The organism is Canibacter zhoujuaniae (genome assembly GCF_011752005.1).
Classification (GTDB): Bacteria; Actinomycetota; Actinomycetes; order Actinomycetales; family Microbacteriaceae; genus Canibacter; species Canibacter zhoujuaniae.
In genome coordinates this window covers 1-18742 of sequence record NZ_JAAIJZ010000004.1, presented here as the reverse complement: position 1 = coordinate 18742, position 18742 = coordinate 1, and the positions used below count along the sequence as shown (strand labels likewise).

The 18742-nt window shown below is 51.5% G+C and carries 15 protein-coding genes and 2 tRNA genes; 12 read left to right on the top strand and 5 right to left on the bottom strand.

Translation table 11 applies throughout. The annotated features are described in order from the left end of the window. Positions 1-17 precede the first annotated feature (17 nt). Genes HCR00_RS06380 through rpmH form a run of 5 tightly spaced genes read right to left on the bottom strand, consistent with a single transcriptional unit; the run spans position 18 to position 2263 of the window. Complete coding sequence (locus HCR00_RS06380) at positions 18-497, bottom strand: Jag family protein (RefSeq protein WP_167143803.1); 480 nt, start codon at positions 495-497, stop codon at positions 18-20. After that, positions 497-1453, bottom strand: a complete 957-nt coding sequence (gene yidC / locus HCR00_RS06375) for a membrane protein insertase YidC (RefSeq protein ID WP_166987825.1) — start codon at positions 1451-1453, stop codon at positions 497-499. The genes HCR00_RS06380 and yidC overlap by 1 nt, the downstream gene beginning before the upstream one ends. 13 nt (positions 1454-1466) lie before the next feature. Then, a complete protein-coding gene (gene yidD, locus HCR00_RS06370; RefSeq protein ID WP_166987827.1) occupies positions 1467-1772 on the bottom strand; it encodes a membrane protein insertion efficiency factor YidD in 306 nt (101 codons plus the stop codon). Further along, positions 1759-2112, bottom strand: a complete 354-nt coding sequence (gene rnpA / locus HCR00_RS06365) for a ribonuclease P protein component (protein WP_167143800.1) — start codon at positions 2110-2112, stop codon at positions 1759-1761. Before rnpA ends, yidD begins: the two co-directional genes overlap by 14 nt. A gap of 13 nt (positions 2113-2125) precedes the next feature. Continuing rightward, on the bottom strand, positions 2126-2263 hold the full coding sequence (gene rpmH, locus HCR00_RS06360) for a 50S ribosomal protein L34 (protein ID WP_166987832.1): 138 nt from the start codon (positions 2261-2263) through the stop codon (positions 2126-2128). A gap of 335 nt (positions 2264-2598) precedes the next feature. On the opposite strand from rpmH, the gene dnaA reads away from it, so the two are divergent. The 12 genes from dnaA to HCR00_RS06300 form a co-directional block, all read left to right on the top strand. Then, a complete protein-coding gene (dnaA, locus tag HCR00_RS06355) occupies positions 2599-4092 on the top strand; it encodes a chromosomal replication initiator protein DnaA (RefSeq protein WP_243854581.1) in 1494 nt (497 codons plus the stop codon). 419 nt (positions 4093-4511) lie between these two features. Then, positions 4512-5654, top strand: coding sequence for a DNA polymerase III subunit beta (gene dnaN / locus HCR00_RS06350; protein WP_166987835.1), 1143 nt, complete (start codon positions 4512-4514; stop codon positions 5652-5654). 21 nt (positions 5655-5675) lie between these two features. Then, positions 5676-6908 (top strand): DNA replication/repair protein RecF, encoded by a 1233-nt coding sequence (gene recF, locus HCR00_RS06345; protein ID WP_167143797.1) that lies wholly within the window; start codon positions 5676-5678, stop codon positions 6906-6908. After that, a complete protein-coding gene (locus HCR00_RS06340) occupies positions 6905-7399 on the top strand; it encodes a DciA family protein (RefSeq protein WP_167143794.1) in 495 nt (164 codons plus the stop codon). The genes recF and HCR00_RS06340 overlap by 4 nt, the downstream gene beginning before the upstream one ends. Before the next feature lie 149 nt (positions 7400-7548). Next, entirely contained in the window at positions 7549-9549 is a 2001-nt protein-coding gene (gene gyrB, locus HCR00_RS06335) for a DNA topoisomerase (ATP-hydrolyzing) subunit B (RefSeq protein WP_166987843.1), read from the top strand. Further along, on the top strand, positions 9527-12106 hold the full coding sequence (gene gyrA, locus HCR00_RS06330; RefSeq protein ID WP_167143791.1) for a DNA gyrase subunit A: 2580 nt from the start codon (positions 9527-9529) through the stop codon (positions 12104-12106). Before gyrB ends, gyrA begins: the two co-directional genes overlap by 23 nt. A 15-nt stretch (positions 12107-12121) precedes the next feature. After that, positions 12122-12529 carry a DUF3566 domain-containing protein gene (locus tag HCR00_RS06325; protein WP_166987848.1) on the top strand — a complete coding sequence of 136 codons (408 nt, stop codon included), beginning with the start codon at positions 12122-12124 and terminating at the stop codon, positions 12527-12529. A 143-nt stretch (positions 12530-12672) separates the two neighbouring features. After that, a tRNA-Ile gene (locus tag HCR00_RS06320) sits at positions 12673-12749 on the top strand. A gap of 53 nt (positions 12750-12802) precedes the next feature. Next, complete coding sequence (locus tag HCR00_RS06315) at positions 12803-14245, top strand: NAD(P)/FAD-dependent oxidoreductase (protein ID WP_167143789.1); 1443 nt, start codon at positions 12803-12805, stop codon at positions 14243-14245. Next, complete coding sequence (locus HCR00_RS06310; RefSeq protein WP_167143786.1) at positions 14242-14634, top strand: cupin domain-containing protein; 393 nt, start codon at positions 14242-14244, stop codon at positions 14632-14634. The genes HCR00_RS06315 and HCR00_RS06310 overlap by 4 nt, the downstream gene beginning before the upstream one ends. 82 nt (positions 14635-14716) lie before the next feature. After that, a tRNA-Ala gene (locus HCR00_RS06305) sits at positions 14717-14789 on the top strand. A gap of 181 nt (positions 14790-14970) precedes the next feature. Further along, positions 14971-18742, top strand: a 3772-nt coding sequence (locus HCR00_RS06300; RefSeq protein WP_208317315.1) for an SdrD B-like domain-containing protein, incomplete at its 3' end; no start/stop codon positions are given.

The following is an 18742-nucleotide window of genomic DNA, read 5'->3' as shown; positions in this document are numbered from 1 at the left end:
GTTTCACGTGAAACAATTTAGGCGGCAGAGACCACTAAACGACGGTCTGCGCCCTCACCCTGAGACTCAGATTTATAGCCACATTCCGCGACGTAATCGTGAATGAGCTTTCGTTCGTAAGAAGAAAGACCGCTAAATTCAACGCTTTCACGCCCTGCAATAATTTGGGTAATCGCGTAATCAACGCGCTTGCGCAGTTTCTCTTCATGCGCCTGGCGCGATCCGCCAATATCCAAAATCAGCCGTGAAAACTCGCCGGTCTCACGCTGCACCGCAAGCCGGGTGAGATCTTGCAGCGCCTGCACAACTTTAGGAGTTCCGACCCGATTTAGCTCTTCACCCCCGCCTGTAACAGATACAGTGGCGCGACCGTTTACAACAGCAAGATCTAAATCACCGTCAAAATCTAGAATATCGAGCAAACCTTCAATATAGTCGGCTGCGAGATCACCCTCAAGCTCTAACAGATCTTCAGTATTTTGAACGTTCTCAGTCATTACTGATTGCCACCCTTCTTTTTCGCGCGCTTTGCGCTCATCGGCTGCTGCCGCTGGCCCGCAGTGTTTTTTACGCCCTCGACACGGTTTAGCTCAGCTACCTCATCGTCTGTGAGTTTTCCTTTAGCCTTCAGTCGCGCCTGACGATTGCGCCACGCCTCGCTCCCTGGAGTTGGCATTTGGTTAATAACTATCGCCTGCTGCACCATTGTCCAGATGTTTGAAGAGAACCAGTAGATGTTCAAAGCAAGTGGGAAGATGAACCCTGAGAAGAGGAAGGCGAACGGAATCACGTAGAGCAGCACTTTTTGCTGTCGATACATGGGTGATGCCTTCGTCTCGTCTGAGACGTTTTTCGACATAATTTGCAGCTGTGTGAAGAACTGGCTGGCGATCATAAGCACCATAATCACACCGAGCAGAATAAGCACACTCCACTCACCAGCGTCTCTCGCCTCACCAAACGACATCTTCAGCGGAGCACCCAAGAAAACTGCGTTATTGAAGGAGCTTGTTAGCTCCTGTGTCATAAAACCGATACCGGGCACATTATTTGCAGCATTGCGTAGCACGTAGAACAGCGCAAAGAAAATAGGCATCTGCGCCAGTATTGGGAAACACGAAGCGAGCGGATTTGTGCCGTGTTTGCGATAGAGCGCAAAGGTTTCCTGCTGCATCTGCTGCTGCGAGAACTGATCGCGCTTGCCCTTGTATTTAGCTTGGATTTTGCGCATTTCTGGGCCAAGCTCCATCATCTTGCGCTGACTGCGAATCTGCTTAAGTGTCAGCGGGATGATCAGAGAGCGCACAACAACAACAAGCCCGAGGACGGCTAGCACCCAGGTGATACCCGAGGCAGACTCGAGACCTAAGGCAGTGAAGAGGTTGTGCCACAGCACCAGCACAGCTTCCACGACCCAACGGATCGGCCACAACAGTGTTTCAAAAAAGCCCATTTACTTACGCCTTTCAACTCGCAGGTCGCACAAAACCGCCGCGAGTCAGTTCGGTGTTTGGTTGTTTTGCCCGGTGCACATGGTCGACGCCACCAGGGGAGAATGGATTACAGCGAAGCAGACGCCACACGGTCAACCCTGTGGCAATAACAAAGGATCGCTGTTGGTATGCCTCTAAAGCGTACCGCGAACAGCTTGGATAGTATTTACAAACATCGCCGTAAAGCGGAGAAATTATCGCGCGGTAGAGACGCATAAACCCGATCGCAAAGTTGCGCGGCAGCAGCACAAGCACCCGTATCAATCTAGTTACTCGCATCAATCAGCTCCCGATTTAGTCGCTCAAGCTGCTTGCGGATCGCATTTTCAAGCTCTTGAAAACTAGCTTCTGCCGCCCCTGGAAACACTCGAAAAACAACAGCCGCACCAGAAAAGCCATCTTTCACGGATTGGTAGCAGATTTCTTTTAAGCGTCTGCGCACACGATTGCGCGTCACAGCATTGCCGACAGTTTTTGAAATGATGAACCCAAACTGACTGGGTGTTTCAGGGGACAGTAAAACCGCGTGGGCCAGGCTGAGCCTGCCTCCCACGCGGTAGCCGCTGCGCACAATGCGGCGGTAGTCTTCGCCTCGCTTAATGCGGTGCGTGCCCGCCATGGCAGCAGATAGCTTATGCGCTGAGCTTGCTGCGACCCTTGCGGCGACGTGCAGCTAGAATCGCACGACCAGCACGGGTGCGCATGCGCAGGCGAAAGCCGTGCTTCTTGGCACGGCGGCGGTTATTTGGCTGGAATGTACGCTTGCTCATAAAAATTCTCCATGAAAATAAGACTGGATTCACAACCTTTTAAGGTTGCAACTATCTAGGCGACACAAATATATGCACCATACAAATAATTAACTGTAGCGTAAACACCCTGTTATGGCAAAAATATTCCACAACACACGGCGCATTTAACTGCAGAATCAGCCGTTAGTGGAGTATCAGAAAAATTCGGTTAGCTTCCACGCCGCGCATCGCGGTATTGTGGATATCTCCGTGATAGTTTTCCACAATTTTCTGTAATTGCGCCAAAAAACGGTAATAATTTGCAGTATTTTGTGTATAACTCCTGTTAATACTCTTTGTGGATCGGCATTATTTTGGGCACTGAAGCAAACATTTGGGATCAAGTTATCGCAATTCTTCGCAACAACGCGGTCACACCCTCATACTGGGCTCAATTGCGTCTTGCTCGCACACAGGGCAGCGCAGATGGTTTTCTCTTCCTTGAAGTCGATCTAAAATTCACGCACCGTATCATTATGAGCCTGCGGCTGCAAATCATTGAGGCTTTCAAACAAATCCCCGAGGCCAGTAATCTCAACGACATTACAGTTATTAATCTCGAAGAAGTTCCTGAACTTTCTGAAACACCAAAAACAGCAGCACCGGAAATAGCAAAAGATCCCACCCCAGTTAATGAGGTAAAACCGATAAATCCGTGGGGGCACACAGAAACTGCAAAACAGGCAGAAACAGCTGCTGCACCGGTTACAGTAAATCCAGCAGCGCCGGCGATCCGCCCCCAAAATATTGAAACTCGCGCTGTAACACCAAATCTTGAAACACAGCTGAATCCAAAACACACATTTGACAGTTTTGTTATTGGGCAAACAAATAATCTTGCGCACGCAGCCGCGCTGGCCGTGGCAGAAGCGCCCGGAAATTCATACAATCCGCTTTTTATATACGGTAGTTCTGGGCTTGGTAAAACACACCTGTTGCACGCGATCGGTAATCATGCGCTCGAATTAAACCCTGATCTAAAAGTGCGTTATGTGAATGCTGAAGACTTTACCAACGACTACATCAACTCAATTTCGCAGGGTCGAGGTCAAGAATTTAACACTCGCTGGCGCGAATATAATGTTCTGCTTGTTGACGATGTGCAGTTTTTCAGCGGCAAAATGGAAACTCAAGAAACGTTTTTCCACACTTTTAATGCGATGCACGACAGCAACCGGCAGGTGGTTTTAACGAGTGATGTGCAGCCGCGGGAGTTGCAGGGTTTTGAAGAGCGTTTGCTGTCACGCTTCACATGGGGCTTATCAACCGATATTCATGTTCCCGACCTAGAAACCCGTATCGCAATTCTGCAGAAAAAAGCACAGCGTGACGATCTGCAGTTCAGTAACGATGTGCTTGAATACATCGCCTCCAAAATTACCTCTAATATTCGCGAACTTGAGGGCTCTCTATTGCGCGTTACTGCGTTTGCGAGCTTGCATAAAGAGGATGTCACCCTTGAATTAGTGCAAACCGCACTAAAAGGCAGTCTGCCAGACGATGCAGCCGCAGACATTCAACCGCAAGAGATTATCGATGCCTGCATAAAGTATTTTGGTGTCTCAAATGATGAGCTAACCGGGCCTGGGAGGTCAAAAGATATTGCGTTCGCACGCCAAGTTGCGATGTATCTGTGCAGGGAGCTCACAAGTCTGTCACTGCCCAAAATAGGTTCTTTCTTTGGCGGGCGCGACCACTCAACTGTGCTACACGCAACAAAGAAAATTTCACAGCTGCTCGGGAGCGATGCGAAGGTTTACACAACAATCTCAGAGCTCACAACACGAATCAAATCACCGGGAAAATAGAGAATTTAGCTTCTTAAACAGCTCATGCCCAACTTAATTATTTATTCCAAAAATCGTGATTTAAACACGGCACCTGTGGATAACCAAAATTTTCTGTGACTTTTTGTGTATTAACACCTACAATCTGTGGATTGTGGACAACTAATTACATCTGCGTAATTTAGCGGTAAACATTGCTATTAACTGTTAATAAACAACTTACAAATGTGTAGTTCAATTGATTTTTAAGGGCACAAGCTAGTTATCAACAGTATCCACAGCCCCTATTACTACTAACTGTTATTTACAAAGCTGATCAAATTTTTCGTTAGTCCTTGTCACCCAAGGGAAATTACAAAATCACATACACGTATGTAAAAATTAAAGACAGTTACATTCAGTGTGTTGGGTTTCAAGCACTTAAATATAGGAGCATCGCAATGCGTTTTAGCATGAACCGTGAAGTGTTTGCAGAAGCTGTTGGTTTTCCAGTAGCAATGTTGCCAGCACGTGCAGCACAGCCAATTCTCGGTGGCATTCTGCTTGAGGCACACGATGGCAACGTCACATTCTCAATTTTTAACTTTGAGGTGTCAGCAAAAACAACTGTGCAGGCTGAGATTAATGAATCTGGTCGTGTTCTAGTTGCGGGGCGATTGCTTGCAACAATTGCAAATAAGCTGCCGGGCGATACGGTTGAACTTGAGCTGGTCGCAAACCAGTTGCAAATTAGCTCTGGGGCTGCTTCATTTAATTTGCCAGCAATGCCGGTTGAAGAATATCCAGCAATTCCAGACCTGACAGAGATTACAGGTGAAGTGCGCGGCTCTGATTTTGTTACTGCGGTAAATCAAGTATTTCCTGCTGCATCAAGCGAAGATGTAACCCCCGTTATTACCGGTGTGCACTTAAAAACAAAAGAAAACGTGCTGACCCTAACCGCAACAGACCGCTACCGGGTTGCGATGCGCGGGATTGATTGGGAAAATCACGATGCTGAAACAGAGCACGAAGCTTTGGTGCCCGCAAAGGTCATTCATGAGGTCTCAAAGCTTTTGGCGAAAGCCGAAACTATTAAAATTGTGATCCAGAAAAACGGTGATCGGCAGCTCATCGGATTCATTGGTGATGGCAGGTCAATAACCTCGACACTGATTTCTGGTAACTACCCGCCGGTTGAGCGTCTGTTTCCAGAGACGGTTGAAAACTTCGCGGTTATTAACACCGGTGACCTGCGCCAGGCAGTAGATCTAGTTTCAATCGTTGTTGAGCAGCACGCAGCTGTCAGATTTAACTTTGTTGACGGGCAGGTGACTCTCGAAGGAACAGGCGGCGAGGCCGGTCGCGCAACACAGTCGGTTGACACACACCTCGTAGGTGACGATGTGGTTATTTCACTGCGCCCTAGTTTTCTTCGCGACGGCTTAAACGGCGCAAACAGTGAATTTACTCGTATTGCATTCACTGCAACGAGCGTGCCAGGAAAGCCTGGCCCGGTGTTAATCTCAGGGCAGCGCAGCAAAGACTCGGCTGACGACACTAGTTTCCGCTATCTATTGCAGCCAAATCTCTTGCAGCGATAAAAGTTTGCGCCTTCTAGGCACATGTGGATTAAGAGATTAGAGTTACACAACTTCCGAAATTATGAAAATTTGGAGGTTGAGTTTGATGCGGGCAAAGTTCTAATTCTTGGCCATAACGGGCAGGGCAAAACCAACTTAATTGAGGGTATTGCCTATTTTGACTCACTCTCATCACATCGTGTATCGAGTGATGCGCCGCTTTTAAAAGCGGGTGAGAACACCGGAGTTTTAAGAGTTACTGTTGCACACACCGGCTCAACAAAAGCAATGGATGTGCAGCTCCAGAGTGGGCGCGGCAAAAAAGCTCAGCTCAACGGTAACTCTATTGCCCCACGCGAGCTCACACGCTACCTCACAACAGTTGTTTTTGCTCCTGAAGATTTACAAATAGTGCGCGGCGAGCCGAGTGCGCGGCGCAGTTTTCTAGACTCTGCAATTGTTAGTCGCAATCCGATTTTTGCCGGGGTGTTACAAGAATACGAACGCGTTGTAAAACAACGGTCATCGCTATTGCGCGCTATTCGCGGCAATCCACACCAGTCAGGGTTTCGGGAGAATCTGGAATTTTGGAATTCTCATCTGCTGCTTTTGGGCACACGGGTGATGGCGGAACGGCGGCGGCTTGTTGATGATTTACTGCCTTATTTAAAAGAAGCTTATAAGGGTCTTGTTGGGGCGGATCACAGACCGGGATTAGCCCTTTATGAAACCGCAACAGCAAAAGAATCACGCCCCTATGTTGCGGGGGCATACGCGGGGGTAGATGGCTCTGAGGTTTTTGATCACTTGAGCAATGTTTCACGTGAAACATTGAGCGCGGATTTTAAATTTCAGCTTGACCGCCTGGAAAGAGCTGAAATTGAGCGTGGTCAAACACTGATTGGCCCGCACCGTGATGATTTACAGTTAGAGCTAAACGGCCTACCTGTGAAGGGGTATGCAAGTCATGGTGAATCATGGTCGGTTGCACTCAGTCTGAAACTGGCAATAGCTGAACTTATGCGTGCCGAGCTTAATAGCGAAGACCCGGTTTTGATTCTTGACGATGTTTTTGCTGAGCTTGATGCCAAACGACGCGAAAGTTTGATGACGGCTGTCGGTGACTATGAGCAGGTGATCATAACCGCCGCTGTTGCCGCAGATATTCCATCGGGCATGCCCTGGCAGACTTTTATTATTAGCGGTGGCCGGTTGGTTAAATCAGAGGTTAGCGCTGATCCGCAAACTGTTTTTGCAAAGGCCGGTGTTGAATGAACGACAAAATTCGCCGCCGCCTGGAAGAGCAGTATTTGCTGAGTGTCAAAGTGTGGGGTGGCACCCGCAAAACAGTTGATGAGATGCGCCGCGTGGAAAATCAGCAGCGGGCAAAAACGCAACCGTTTGAGCGAGGGCGGGATCCACAACCGATCGGGAAGATAGTCGACTCGTTTATGCAGCGCGAAGGCTTCACGGTGCGGTTAGCAAATGCTGCAGTTGTTGCGAACTGGGAAAAAATCGTCGGCTCAAATGTAGCGGCCCACACAGAAGTGCAGGGTTTAGTTAACGGCAAATTAGTGGTTGCGTGTGACTCCACCGCGTGGGCGACTGAATTACGGCTGCTCAGCAGCACCATTGTGAAGCGCTTGAAAGAGGAATACCCGGATGCCCAGGTGCGCACGGTTGAGGTGAAGGCACCGGGCACCGTTTCATGGCGGCACGGCAGGCGCGTTGTGCCGGGCAGAGGGCCACGCGATACTTACGGGTAAAAATCAGAGTCTCACTATCCCAAAAATCACCCACTAGACAGCTTAAAAAAGCCCCTAGGAGGCCCTAATTTTGATAGGATTAGGGTAATTGTGCCCCCAGGGTTATGTTTGGCCTCTCAAGGGTCATTTCTGAAAGAGAAGTTAGCTGCATGAATTCGACCGCAAACGAAGAAGCCCAGAAGCCTGAATACGGAGCCCAGTCAATTCAGGTGCTCGAGGGTCTCGAGGCTGTTAGAAAGCGCCCGGGTATGTACATCGGTTCTACCGGTCCCCGCGGTTTGCACCACCTGGTTTATGAAATTGTTGACAACTCCGTTGATGAGGCGCTAGCCGGTTACTGTGACACCATTCACGTCACAATTTTGGCAGATGGCGGCGTTGAGGTTATCGACAACGGCCGCGGTATTCCGGTGGATACGCACCCAACTGAGGGCAAATCCACTGTTGAGGTTGTGCTCACCGTGCTGCACGCTGGCGGTAAGTTCGGCGGTGGTGGGTATGCAGTGTCAGGCGGTTTGCACGGTGTTGGATCATCAGTTGTAAACGCGCTGTCTGAGCGCATGGAGGTTGAGGTTAAACGGCAGGGCTACAAATGGGGCATGTCGTTTACCAAGAGCGTGACAGATGCGCCGCTTGAAAAACGCGAAGCCACCGACGAAACAGGCACCAAGATTCGGTTCTGGCCGAGCGCAGACATTTTTGAAACCATCATTTTCGATTATGAAACGCTCAGGGCACGCTTCCAGCAGATGGCGTTCCTAAATAAGGGTCTGCGCATCACACTTACCGACCTGCGTGCGCAAGAACCGGTTGAAAATGAAGACGGTGAGCTGGTAACCCCTGAGCCACCGCGCAACGAATTCTATTACGAGAACGGTATTCAAGACTACGTCGCGCACCTCAATAAAGCGAAGCGTGCCGAGCTTGTGCATGATGAGATCATTTCGTTTGAATCAGAAGATAAAAATAAAACGATCTCCGCTGAAATTGCGATGCAGTGGACCACCGCTTATTCAGAGAGTGTGCACACCTACGCAAACACCATTAACACGCATGAGGGTGGCACACACGAAGAGGGCTTCCGTGCGGCGCTAACCTCACTTATGAATCGCTATGCGCGTGACAAAGGTCTTTTGAAAGAAAAGGACGACAATCTTTCTGGTGACGATGTTCGCGAAGGGCTCACAGCAGTTATCTCTGTCAAGCTGAATGAGCCGCAGTTTGAGGGTCAAACCAAAACTAAACTCGGCAACACCGAGGCAAAGGGTTTTGTGCAGCGCATTGTGACTGAACAACTCACCGACTGGCTCGACTCACACCCGGCTGACGCAAAAATGATTGTGCGCAAGGCGATCAGCGCAGCTACAGCGCGACTTGCGGCACGCAAAGCACGTGAAACAGCCCGCCGTAAGGGTGTGCTCGAGTCTGGCGGAATGCCCGGCAAGCTTGCAGACTGCTCCAGCAAAGATCCGAGTATTTCAGAAATCTTTATTGTGGAGGGTGACTCAGCCGGTGGCTCGGCTAAAACCGGCCGCAACCCTGAAACTCAGGCGATTCTGCCACTGCGCGGCAAAATTCTAAATGTTGAGAAGGCGCGTCTCGATCGCGCACTCAATAACAGTGAAATTCAGGCGATGATCACGGCATTCGGTGCCGGTATCGGCGAAGATTTCAATATTGAGAAGGCACGCTATCACAAGATCGTGTTGATGGCCGATGCTGACGTTGACGGTCAGCACATCACGACACTGCTATTAACAATGCTGTTCCGCTACATGCGCCCATTGATTGAGCAGGGCTATGTTTACCTGGCGCAGCCGCCACTGTATCGAATTAAATGGGCAAACGCAGAGCACGAGTTTGTTTTCAGCGACGAAGAGCGTGACAGTGTTCTCGAAGCGGGGCGCGGCGCCGGTAAGCGACTTATGAAAGAGTCGGGCGTGCAGCGCTATAAGGGTCTTGGTGAAATGAACCACGAAGAGTTGTGGGAAACCACAATGAACCCTGAATCTCGCACGCTGCTGCAGGTGAGCATGGACGATGCCGCCGCCGCAGATGAAATTTTTGCAACCTTGATGGGCGAAGACGTTGAAGCCCGTCGTGGTTTCATCCAGCAAAACGCGAAGGATGTGCGTTTCCTTGACATCTAATAATGAAACTGAGGGTGGCAACGTGAGTGACAACTACACGCCAGAAACCAATGGCAGTGAGCACGATCACGGCAATATTGAACAGGTCGACCTAAAACTCGAGATGCAGCGCAGCTACCTCGACTACGCGATGAGCGTGATCGTGGGGCGTGCGCTTCCTGACGTTAGGGACGGTCTCAAGCCGGTGCACCGCCGCGTGATTTACACGATGTACGACGGCGGCTACCGCCCAGACAAAGCTTTTTCAAAGTGCACGCGCGTTATTGGTGACGTGATGGGGCAGTTCCACCCGCACGGTGACAGTGCGGTCTATGACACCCTTGTGCGTCTTGTGCAGCCGTGGTCGCTGCGCTACCCGCTCGCACTCGGCCAGGGTAACTTCGGATCCCCCGGTAACGATGGCGCCGCCGCACACCGTTACACCGAAACTAAGATGGCGCCGCTCGCTATGGAGATGGTGCGCGACATCGACGAAGACACTGTCGATTTTCAGGACAACTACGACGGCCGCACACAGGAGCCGACCGTGCTCACCGCGCGCTTCCCAAACCTTCTGGTGAACGGCTCGGTCGGTATCGCCGTGGGAATGGCAACAAATATTCCGCCGCACAATCTCCGTGAAATATCAGAGGCAGCAAAATGGCACCTCGAAAACCCAGACGCGAGCAAAGAAGAACTAATTGAAGCGCTGATCGAGCGTGTGAAGGGCCCAGACTTTCCAACCGGCGCACAGATTCTGGGCACTAAAGGGATTCGTGAGGCGTATCGCACCGGCCGCGGTTCAATTACTATGCGGGCGGTTGTCAATATTGAAGAGATTCAGGGTCGCACCTGCCTGGTGGTAACCGAACTGCCGTATCAGGTAAACCCCGATAACCTCGCAGTAAAAATCGCTGATCTCGTAAAAGAGGGGCGCATTCAGGGCATTGCGGATATCCGCGATGAGTCATCCGGTCGCACCGGGCAGCGGCTCGTTATCGTGTTAAAGCGCGACGCGGTAGCAAAGGTGGTGCTGAATAATCTTTATAAGCACACACAGTTGCAGGAAAACTTCAGCGCTAACATGCTGGCGATTGTTGACGGTGTGCCGCGCACTCTCTCGCTCGACGGTTTCATCACCAACTGGGCGCACCACCAGGTGCAGGTGATCGTGCGTCGCACAAAGTTCCGCCTGCAAAAAGCAGAGGCTGAGGCGCATATTCAACGTGGCTACCTGAAAGCGCTAGATGCCCTTGATGAGGTTATTGCGCTGATCCGCCGCTCACCGACGGTTGACGAGGCGCGGGCGGGGCTCATGCAGCTGCTCGGTGTTGACGAAATCCAGGCTGACGCAATTCTCGCGCTGCAGCTGCGCCGTCTCGCTGCGCTGGAACGTCAAAAAATTATGGATCTCGCGGCAAAGCTCGAGGCGCAGATTAAAGAATACGAAGGTATTCTCGCCGATCCGACCAAGCAGCGTGCGATTATTGTTGCCGAGCTTGACGATATTGTGAAGCGCTATGGTGATGAGCGACGCACCGAAATTATGCACGGTTTTGACGGCGACATGTCGGTGGAAGACCTCATTCCAGAGGAGGAAATGGTTGTCACCGTTACCCGTGGTGGTTACATTAAGCGCACCCGGATCGACAACTATCGCTCGCAACACCGCGGCGGTAAGGGCGTTAAGGGCGCGGCACTGCGCTCAGACGATATCGTTGAGCACTTCTTCGTGACCACCACCCACCAGTGGCTGCTGTTCTTCACCAACACGGGCCGGGTTTACCGTGCGAAAGCGTGGGAGGCGCCTGAGGGAGGCCGTGATGCGAAGGGTCAGCACCTTGCAAATATGCTCGCACTGGCACCGGATGAGCAGGTAACGCAGATCCTTGAGCTTGACGCATATCACGCAGATAAGTATCTGCTGTTAGCTACGCGTGACGGTCTGGTGAAGAAAACCGCGCTGCCAGAGTATGACACCAACCGCACCGGCGGGATTATCGCCATTAAGCTGCGCGATGGTGACGAGCTAGTGCAGGCTCTGGTTGCTGCAAACACCGATGATGTGCTGTTGATCTCAAAGCAGGGTATGAGCGTGCGTTTTAACGCAAACGATGACGCCCTGCGCCCGATGGGCCGCTCGACCAGCGGTGTGCGCGGCATGAAATTCCGCGCCGGTGATGAGCTGCTGAGCGCGGCAACAGTGGCAGATGACGGTTATGTGTTTGTTGTCACAGAGGGCGGCTATGCTAAGCGCACCGCAGTTGATGAATATCGTGTGCAGCAGCGTGGCGGCTTTGGTATCAAGGTTGCCAAGCTTGATGAGGCACGCGGTGATCTTGTGGGCGGCTGCATTGTTGATGAGACTGATGAGGTGCTTGTCGTGCTGCAGAGCGGTAAAGTAGTACGCTCTAATGTAAATGAAGTGCCTGCAAAGGGCCGCAACACAATGGGTGTCGTTTTCGCGCGCTTCCCTGAAGGTGACAAGATTATAGGTATCGCCCGCAACCCTGAGCGCGGCTTAGATGCTGTGGCTGATGCAGACACAGCAGCCGTAGAAACCGAAGAAACCGTTTAAGAACTGGGAAATTAAATGAATGAAGAAGTAGCTGAACAGCTTGCTACCAAGGCACGCCGCCGTGCTCCAGCAAAACAGGTTCGACTTAAGCTTGCTTATGTTGATTTCTGGTCGGCGGTGAAATACTCTTTTGTGATTTCACTGTGTTTGGCTGTGGCGGCTGTTGTTGCAACTGCGCTTATTTATCTCGTTCTGTTGCAGACCGGCGTATTCGATCGCATCTCTGGTCTGCTATCAGATGCGGCCGGCACACAGTTTGATATTGCGAATATCTTAGGGCTGCCGCAGGTGATGGGTTTTGCGCTTATCTGCGGTCTTTTGAACACCGTAGTTGGCACCGCGCTTGGTGGGCTTGCAGCGGTTATTTACAACTCACTGGTGCGCGCGCTCGGCGGGTTCCAGTTGGGCTTTACCAGCAATTAATTTGCTTGCGGATCAGGGTAACCGTTCCTGATCCGCAAGATCGCCCCGTGCTTAAGACTTGGGTCGCGGCGCAACACTCCGAGACTCTCCGTTTGCAGTTTGCGCAATCTGCTATTGTTCGTGTAAAGTAAATCCTTGGTTACGGGCCTATAGCTCAGGCGGTTAGAGCGCTTCACTGATAATGAAGAGGTCCCTGGTTCAAGTCCAGGTAGGCCCACCATTAAACCCGCGAGAGATCGCGGGTTTTTATTTTTATGGCGATAAGCTAGAGACGTGAAGCAGACTGTTTTTGAAGCTAATAAGCCGGATATGAGCGTTGTCGATGCCTCGCTAGAGAATTCAAAACTCTCTTGCTTTTGGCTGGAAGATGCGCAGCCGAACGCGCCGCACTACGCCCAACTCGATGAGGATATTCTCGCAGATTTCGCGGTTGTGGGCGGCGGCTATGCCGGGCTTTGGACGGCTATCAAACTAAAGACAGAGCATCCTGATGCGAAAGTTGTGCTGCTTGAAGCAAAGCGTATCGGGTGGGCGGCCTCCGGGCGCAACGGTGGTTTTTGCGAAGCGAGCATCACGCACGGTGAGCCTAACGCTGAGGCGCGCTGGCCGGATGAGCTTGCGCAGTTGCACCGGCTGGGCGTTGAAAATCTTGATGCGATCGAAAAGTTCCTGATCGAGAACGACATCGATGCCGATTGGGAGCGCACCGGCGCGCTTGAGGTGGCAAACGAAGAGTATCAGCTCGCATACCTTGAGGGCGAAGATCCTGAGGATGCAGCAGCCACCGATACTGTGTTGTTAGATACTGAGGGGGTGCGCAGCAGAATCAACTCGCCGACCTTCCTTGGCGGCATGTATTCTGCACGCGAAAACGCTATTGTGCATCCCGCAAAACTTGCTTACGGGCTGGCACGTCACGCCGCGAAAATAGGTGTTGAGATCTATGAAAACTCTCGTGTTTTAGATCTTGTAACCGCAAAATCTGGGGATGCGCCGATCCGCCTGCAGTTGCAGGGTGCGAGCGTTGCCGCAGACCGTGTGGCGCTGTGCACGAATGTGTTCCCTGCGCTGTTAAAGCGCTATCGCTTTCACACTATTCCGGTTTATGACTATGTGTTGATGACAGAGCCGCTGACTGATGAGCAGCTTGCCGCTATCGGGTGGGAGGGTCGTGAGGGCCTGAGCGATCTGGCAAACCAGTTCCACTATTCTCGCCTCACTAAAGAGAACAGAATTCTGTGGGGCGGCTATGATGCGGTTTATCATGCTGGCGGTAAGATCCGCCGTAAATATGAGGATCGCGCTGAGACCTTTAACAAACTGGCTTCGCACTTCTTTACAACTTTCCCGCAGCTTGCGGGTCTGCGCTTCACACACCGGTGGGCGGGTGTGATTGATTCAAGCACCCGTTTCTGCGCTTTCTTTGGTGAGGCCTTTGGTGGGCGCATTCAGTATGTTGCGGGTTTTACCGGTCTTGGTGTCGGCGCCACGCACTTTGCCGCAGATGTGATTGTCGACCGTTTTGCCGGGCGCAAGACTGAGCGCACCGAACTGAATATGGTGAAGGAGGTGCCGCTGCCGTTCCCACCGGAACCGTTCGCCGCTGTCGGAGTAAACATGTTCCGCTGGTCTTTTGATCGGGCGGATCGCAACGACGGGAAGCGCAACCTATTTTTAAAAACCATGGATGCTGTGGGGATGGGGTTTGATTCATGAGCATCGCGATGCCCGAGGGCGTAAACGGGGTTGTTAATGCGCTGACGGAAAGTGTTGAGCTGCACGATGTGGAGGTGGCCAGCGTGGTTAGCGGGTCCCCTCGCCAGGGTGTTTTGGAGTTGGGCACTACCGGTGCGAGAGCTGGCGCAACAACTGAGGTTGGCATTTGGGAGCTTTCTGCCGGCGAAGTGACAGACACTGAAATCGATGAGATTTTTGTTGTCATCTCTGGTGCCGCAACTATTGAGCTGCTAGAGGTGCCCGGGCACCCGGCGGAAACTGGCCGTGTGCTCACAGTGGCCGCCGGTGATGTTGTGCGACTTGTTGCAGGCACGCGCACAAAGTGGACGGTCACCGAGCGCATCCGGAAAATTTACTTTGCCGTCTAGTCGGGCGACACGCCGAGCGAGATAGACTAGCTTGCGTGCGCTTTTCAACTCGTGTTAGAGTATTCGAGTTGTCACTGACAGCGGGCCCTTAGCTCAGTTGGTAGAGCGCTTGCTTTGCAAGCAAGATGTCGGGAGTTCGATTCTCCCAGGGTCCACAATCACCCCGTGATTTCGTTGAGATCACGGGGGTTTTTCGTTTCTGAAGGTGAACCTGGAATAACCTTTTGCTGCTCTCGCCACAGCGCAGTCAAAACTGCGCTGTAAGTTCCTTTTCATGATTACCGGGGGGGGGGGGAGTATACTTGAGTTATTTGTCCCCCAGATGAAGGTACCCCTATGTCTACTGAAGTTTCCAAGACACGATTTTCTGCTGTCTTAAAGCGGCTACTGGTAGCTGTTTTAGGGTTGGTGCTGGTTGCTGCTGGCGTTGTCGGCCCCGCTGCTATCCCCGCAGCGCAGGCAGTGGAGGCACAAGACCTGGTGATGCGGTTAGGCACCTCTGACAGTGTTATTCAGGATGGTTTGCAGCCGAGGTTGGAATACCCTTCGGGTGAGAGCATCCCGGCGAGTGTGCGTCTTGAGACGAGCAATCTGGATCCCATCCCGCATGCGGTTGTGCGCGTTGAGGTGTTGAAGGGCAATCCGGTAGATCCGGCTAACCCCAACACCGACGATAAATATATTGCGGATCCGGCTTTTCCAAGCTCTGCTTTCGCAGAGAAAACAGAGCGTGGTGAAGACCCTGAGAAGTGGTGGATAGAATACACTTTTAAGGCGCTCGAGGGGTCTAACTCTTATGAGTATCCTTTCCCGTTTCAGTTCAAGAATTTTGTTACCCCAGACGGCACCACTGCGACGGTAAACGCTTCTGTGCGTGACGCTGCGGGTGAGGTTTTGCGGGAGCAGTCGGTTACTTTTACGGGGCGTGCGAGTTCTGAATACACCTCACGTAAAGAGGGGCAGGCGTATAGCTGGCATCCAGATAGTGCAGGGCAGACGGTCCGCGGTGAGGGCGGTATCTATATATTTAGTCCCACAATTACTCACAATGATGAGTGGTCTGCTGAAAAGACACTAGAGAATGTCACGAAGGTGCCAGGAGACTTTGGTGAAGCCAATCTCTCCTTGTATGGTAATACGGTACGGTACAGATTGTGTGTGACTAATGTGCCTCTGCCCGGCGAAGATAGGGGTGTCGGCGTCTATCGCGGCACAACCGCAACCATAGTGGACTACTTCCCTGAGGGTGCAACTCTTGATACGACTCATTCTACGAACCGTGATTGGGTGCTCGCCGAAGACGGTAAGTCGGCCTCAAAAACGGTTCAGCTCTCAGAAGATAAGAACGAGATCTGTGATTACATACGGCTGACCTATACCGGTCTGCCTGTGTCAACTGATGGTCAGCCGGTGCGAAGTGACTACTCCAATGCGGTAATTTACCGAAACCGAGCAGTTACTACTATCGATCAGGGTCTACCCAGTGAAAAAGTGCTGCCTGAGGTGAAGTGGGATCATGCGTATCGCATAACCGAGCGACGTGTTTTTTTCCACTCTAGCCAAACTATCTACACTTCAAAAAACGTTCCGTATAACAATTATGTTTATAGCAACGGTAAGTTTTTCCACCGTTATGCAGGCCTTAATCGGAGTTTTGACCGTTCTGGAGACGGTTTTACTTGGGAGCTCAGTGTAAGAGATCAGAATAATGGCGCAAACTTCGAGCACACCTCACCGGCGCGTGGTGGTCAAATTACCGAGCTGAGTGAAATTCGAGACTACAATCTAGACCCGCGACTCTACTTTAACGAAGCACGCTTAAGAGTTGGTGCGATTAACGCACAAAGAACCTATTTAACAAGAGATGAGGCTGAGGCAAGAGTTTTGACTGCGCGCCCCTATCTCGTAGGGGTCGGCCCTGATGGCACTGAAACAGAAATCGCTGAGATTACCTCATTGGGTGAGCCTGTCACAATTAATGACAGGGGGCGGGCGTTTAATGAGCTAAAACTGCGGTTTAAAAATGGCCCGCTGCAGCTTGATAACTTTGACGTGGAATTAAATCTCTACGCCCTTCCGAATGAAGCTGAGTGGGCGCGTTGGGCAAAGGGTGATTACACCGCAGAGCAGTATGATAACCACGCAGATTTCACTTTCCAGCGTGTGCAGTACGAACTGATTGAGAACGTTAATACCGACGGCACTGTAACCTACACTGACGGTAAGGCAATAACTAACTTTCCGGTTGAGACTAGGACGGATAGTAACCAGAACGCGGTTAGGGTGTCGTCCTCTGATCCGCGTGTTCGGATGGTTGCGAACAGCAACTATGATCTAGTGCCCTATATAAACTGTGAGGCTGAGGTTCCCGCAGGAAGGCAACTTACTCCAGATAACTGTGGCCGCATGAAGAAGTTTAATTTTTCATACCAGCCGTTTAACAGTACTAGTTTCACCAATCAGGAAACTTTTACCGGGTTAGAGGGTGTTGTGCTGCTGCCGCCGGGTGTTGAGTACGTTAACACGATATATACGCAATATAACGGGTGGTCTCATTATCCACATAGAACTGGAGACAGTTATATTGAACCGAAGGTTGTGCCTAACTATTTGAACACGGGTCGCACCGGTTTGATCTATGAGTTCCCGAAGGAGTTAAAACCGCAGGGAAATCGAGAAGTTGCAAAAGTTGAGCTGGTGCTTGACACCACACTGTATGCAAAACAGGGCAGAAACGAGATTGATTTCTTCTGGACCTGGCAGAACAACACCGATTACGGCAGCCCTCGGGCTTCTGATGTTAATGGCGCGGGTGGCTATCGCGACGAACTCGATCTTGACGGAGACGGTGATCGAGAGGAATTCTTCCTGCACAACACGCGTTATGTGAATTTTGTGCCACCGCTTGAAGTGCTTGCAAAGAAGTATGTTTCTGTGGACGGCAAAAACTGGAGTTTTGACGCGCCCGTGCAAGATCTAGGCGGTGATTTGTTCTATCGTCTCGAAGTATCCAATGGTGACAGGCTTCCTGTCTCTAGTCTGCATTTGATTGATGTTGTGCCGTCGCTTGAGGATTATTCAATTGTTGACGGTTATACAGCCGACAGCCCCAATGAACGCGTCTATTCACCGCGCACCTGGCAGAAGGTGAACGCCGATGGCACGGTAGAAACTGTTACCCACTCCGCATATGTCACACCGCTTGTTAGTGCGCTAGAGGATGTGGAACAGAATAATACCGTGCAGCGGGGTGTTGACCGTTCGGCAAACGATCTGTTTACTTTCATGTATTCAGTAACTGAGCAGGCCAAGAGCGGGGATATTCTTGCCTCAGTGCGAGATTCGCGCTGGTACACCAAAGATGAGTTTGTCGCTGCTTTTGGTGATACCGCAGATGCTTGGGCACAGGTGAAGAGCATTCGTGCCGACCTGAAAGAGGGTGCGGCTATTCCTGCGACTACTGATGTGTCCATCGTGGCGCAGGCTAAAATACCGTTTACTGCCGAAACTCGGGCGCTTGATAGCGGTGTGAAGGCTGTTAATACTGTTGCAATGTCGCGTGACGGCGTAAACTACCTGCAGGGCAACTCGGTGCGCTCTGAAGTGGTTGACTACAGTGTTAGTGGCATTGTGTTCCACGACCTTAACCAAAACGGTAATCGTGACGCTGATGAGCCTCTGCTGCCGGGATACACGGTCGAACTGGTAAATGCTGACGGCACTCCCGCCAAGCATCCGGATGGCGCCCCGATTCCAGCGGTGCAGAGCGGAGACAACGGCGAATACAGCTTCGATGTCTATGCCCGTGGTGACTACCTTGTGAATTTCACAAAGAACGAGCGTGAGAGGTTCACCACTCTTGGTGATGGTGCTGCCAATATTGCCAACCACGTGAAAGATGTGCGCGGCAACTCGGGAGCAACTGAGAAGTTCACTCTAACCCCTAACCACCGTCACGATATTCGCAATGCCGGCCTCACCCCGACGGTTGGTGTTGTGAAGGTGTTGAAGACTGTTGCGGGTGTTGATCCGGGGCCGGGTGTTAAGTTTGAGCTTGCTTGGAAGGAAGCTCTTGCTGGTGTGCCTGCGCCTGAGCGGTTGCCTGAAC

What these genes read in the sequence shown, in the direction of transcription:
- dnaN (WP_166987835.1), top strand. Translation starts at nt 4,512, where the DNA reads ATGCGTTTTAGCATGAACCGTGAAGTGTTTGCAGAAGCTGTTGGTTTT.
- HCR00_RS06380 (WP_167143803.1), bottom strand. Translation starts at nt 497, where the DNA reads ATGACTGAGAACGTTCAAAATACTGAAGATCTGTTAGAGCTTGAGGGT.
- gyrA (WP_167143791.1), top strand. Translation starts at nt 9,527, where the DNA reads ATGTGCGTTTCCTTGACATCTAATAATGAAACTGAGGGTGGCAACGTG.
- HCR00_RS06325 (WP_166987848.1), top strand. Translation starts at nt 12,122, where the DNA reads ATGAATGAAGAAGTAGCTGAACAGCTTGCTACCAAGGCACGCCGCCGT.
- rpmH (WP_166987832.1), bottom strand. Translation starts at nt 2,263, where the DNA reads ATGAGCAAGCGTACATTCCAGCCAAATAACCGCCGCCGTGCCAAGAAG.
- HCR00_RS06310 (WP_167143786.1), top strand. Translation starts at nt 14,242, where the DNA reads ATGAGCATCGCGATGCCCGAGGGCGTAAACGGGGTTGTTAATGCGCTG.
- rnpA (WP_167143800.1), bottom strand. Translation starts at nt 2,112, where the DNA reads ATGGCGGGCACGCACCGCATTAAGCGAGGCGAAGACTACCGCCGCATT.
- recF (WP_167143797.1), top strand. Translation starts at nt 5,676, where the DNA reads ATGTGGATTAAGAGATTAGAGTTACACAACTTCCGAAATTATGAAAAT.
- HCR00_RS06340 (WP_167143794.1), top strand. Translation starts at nt 6,905, where the DNA reads ATGAACGACAAAATTCGCCGCCGCCTGGAAGAGCAGTATTTGCTGAGT.
- gyrB (WP_166987843.1), top strand. Translation starts at nt 7,549, where the DNA reads ATGAATTCGACCGCAAACGAAGAAGCCCAGAAGCCTGAATACGGAGCC.
- yidD (WP_166987827.1), bottom strand. Translation starts at nt 1,772, where the DNA reads ATGCGAGTAACTAGATTGATACGGGTGCTTGTGCTGCTGCCGCGCAAC.
- yidC (WP_166987825.1), bottom strand. Translation starts at nt 1,453, where the DNA reads ATGGGCTTTTTTGAAACACTGTTGTGGCCGATCCGTTGGGTCGTGGAA.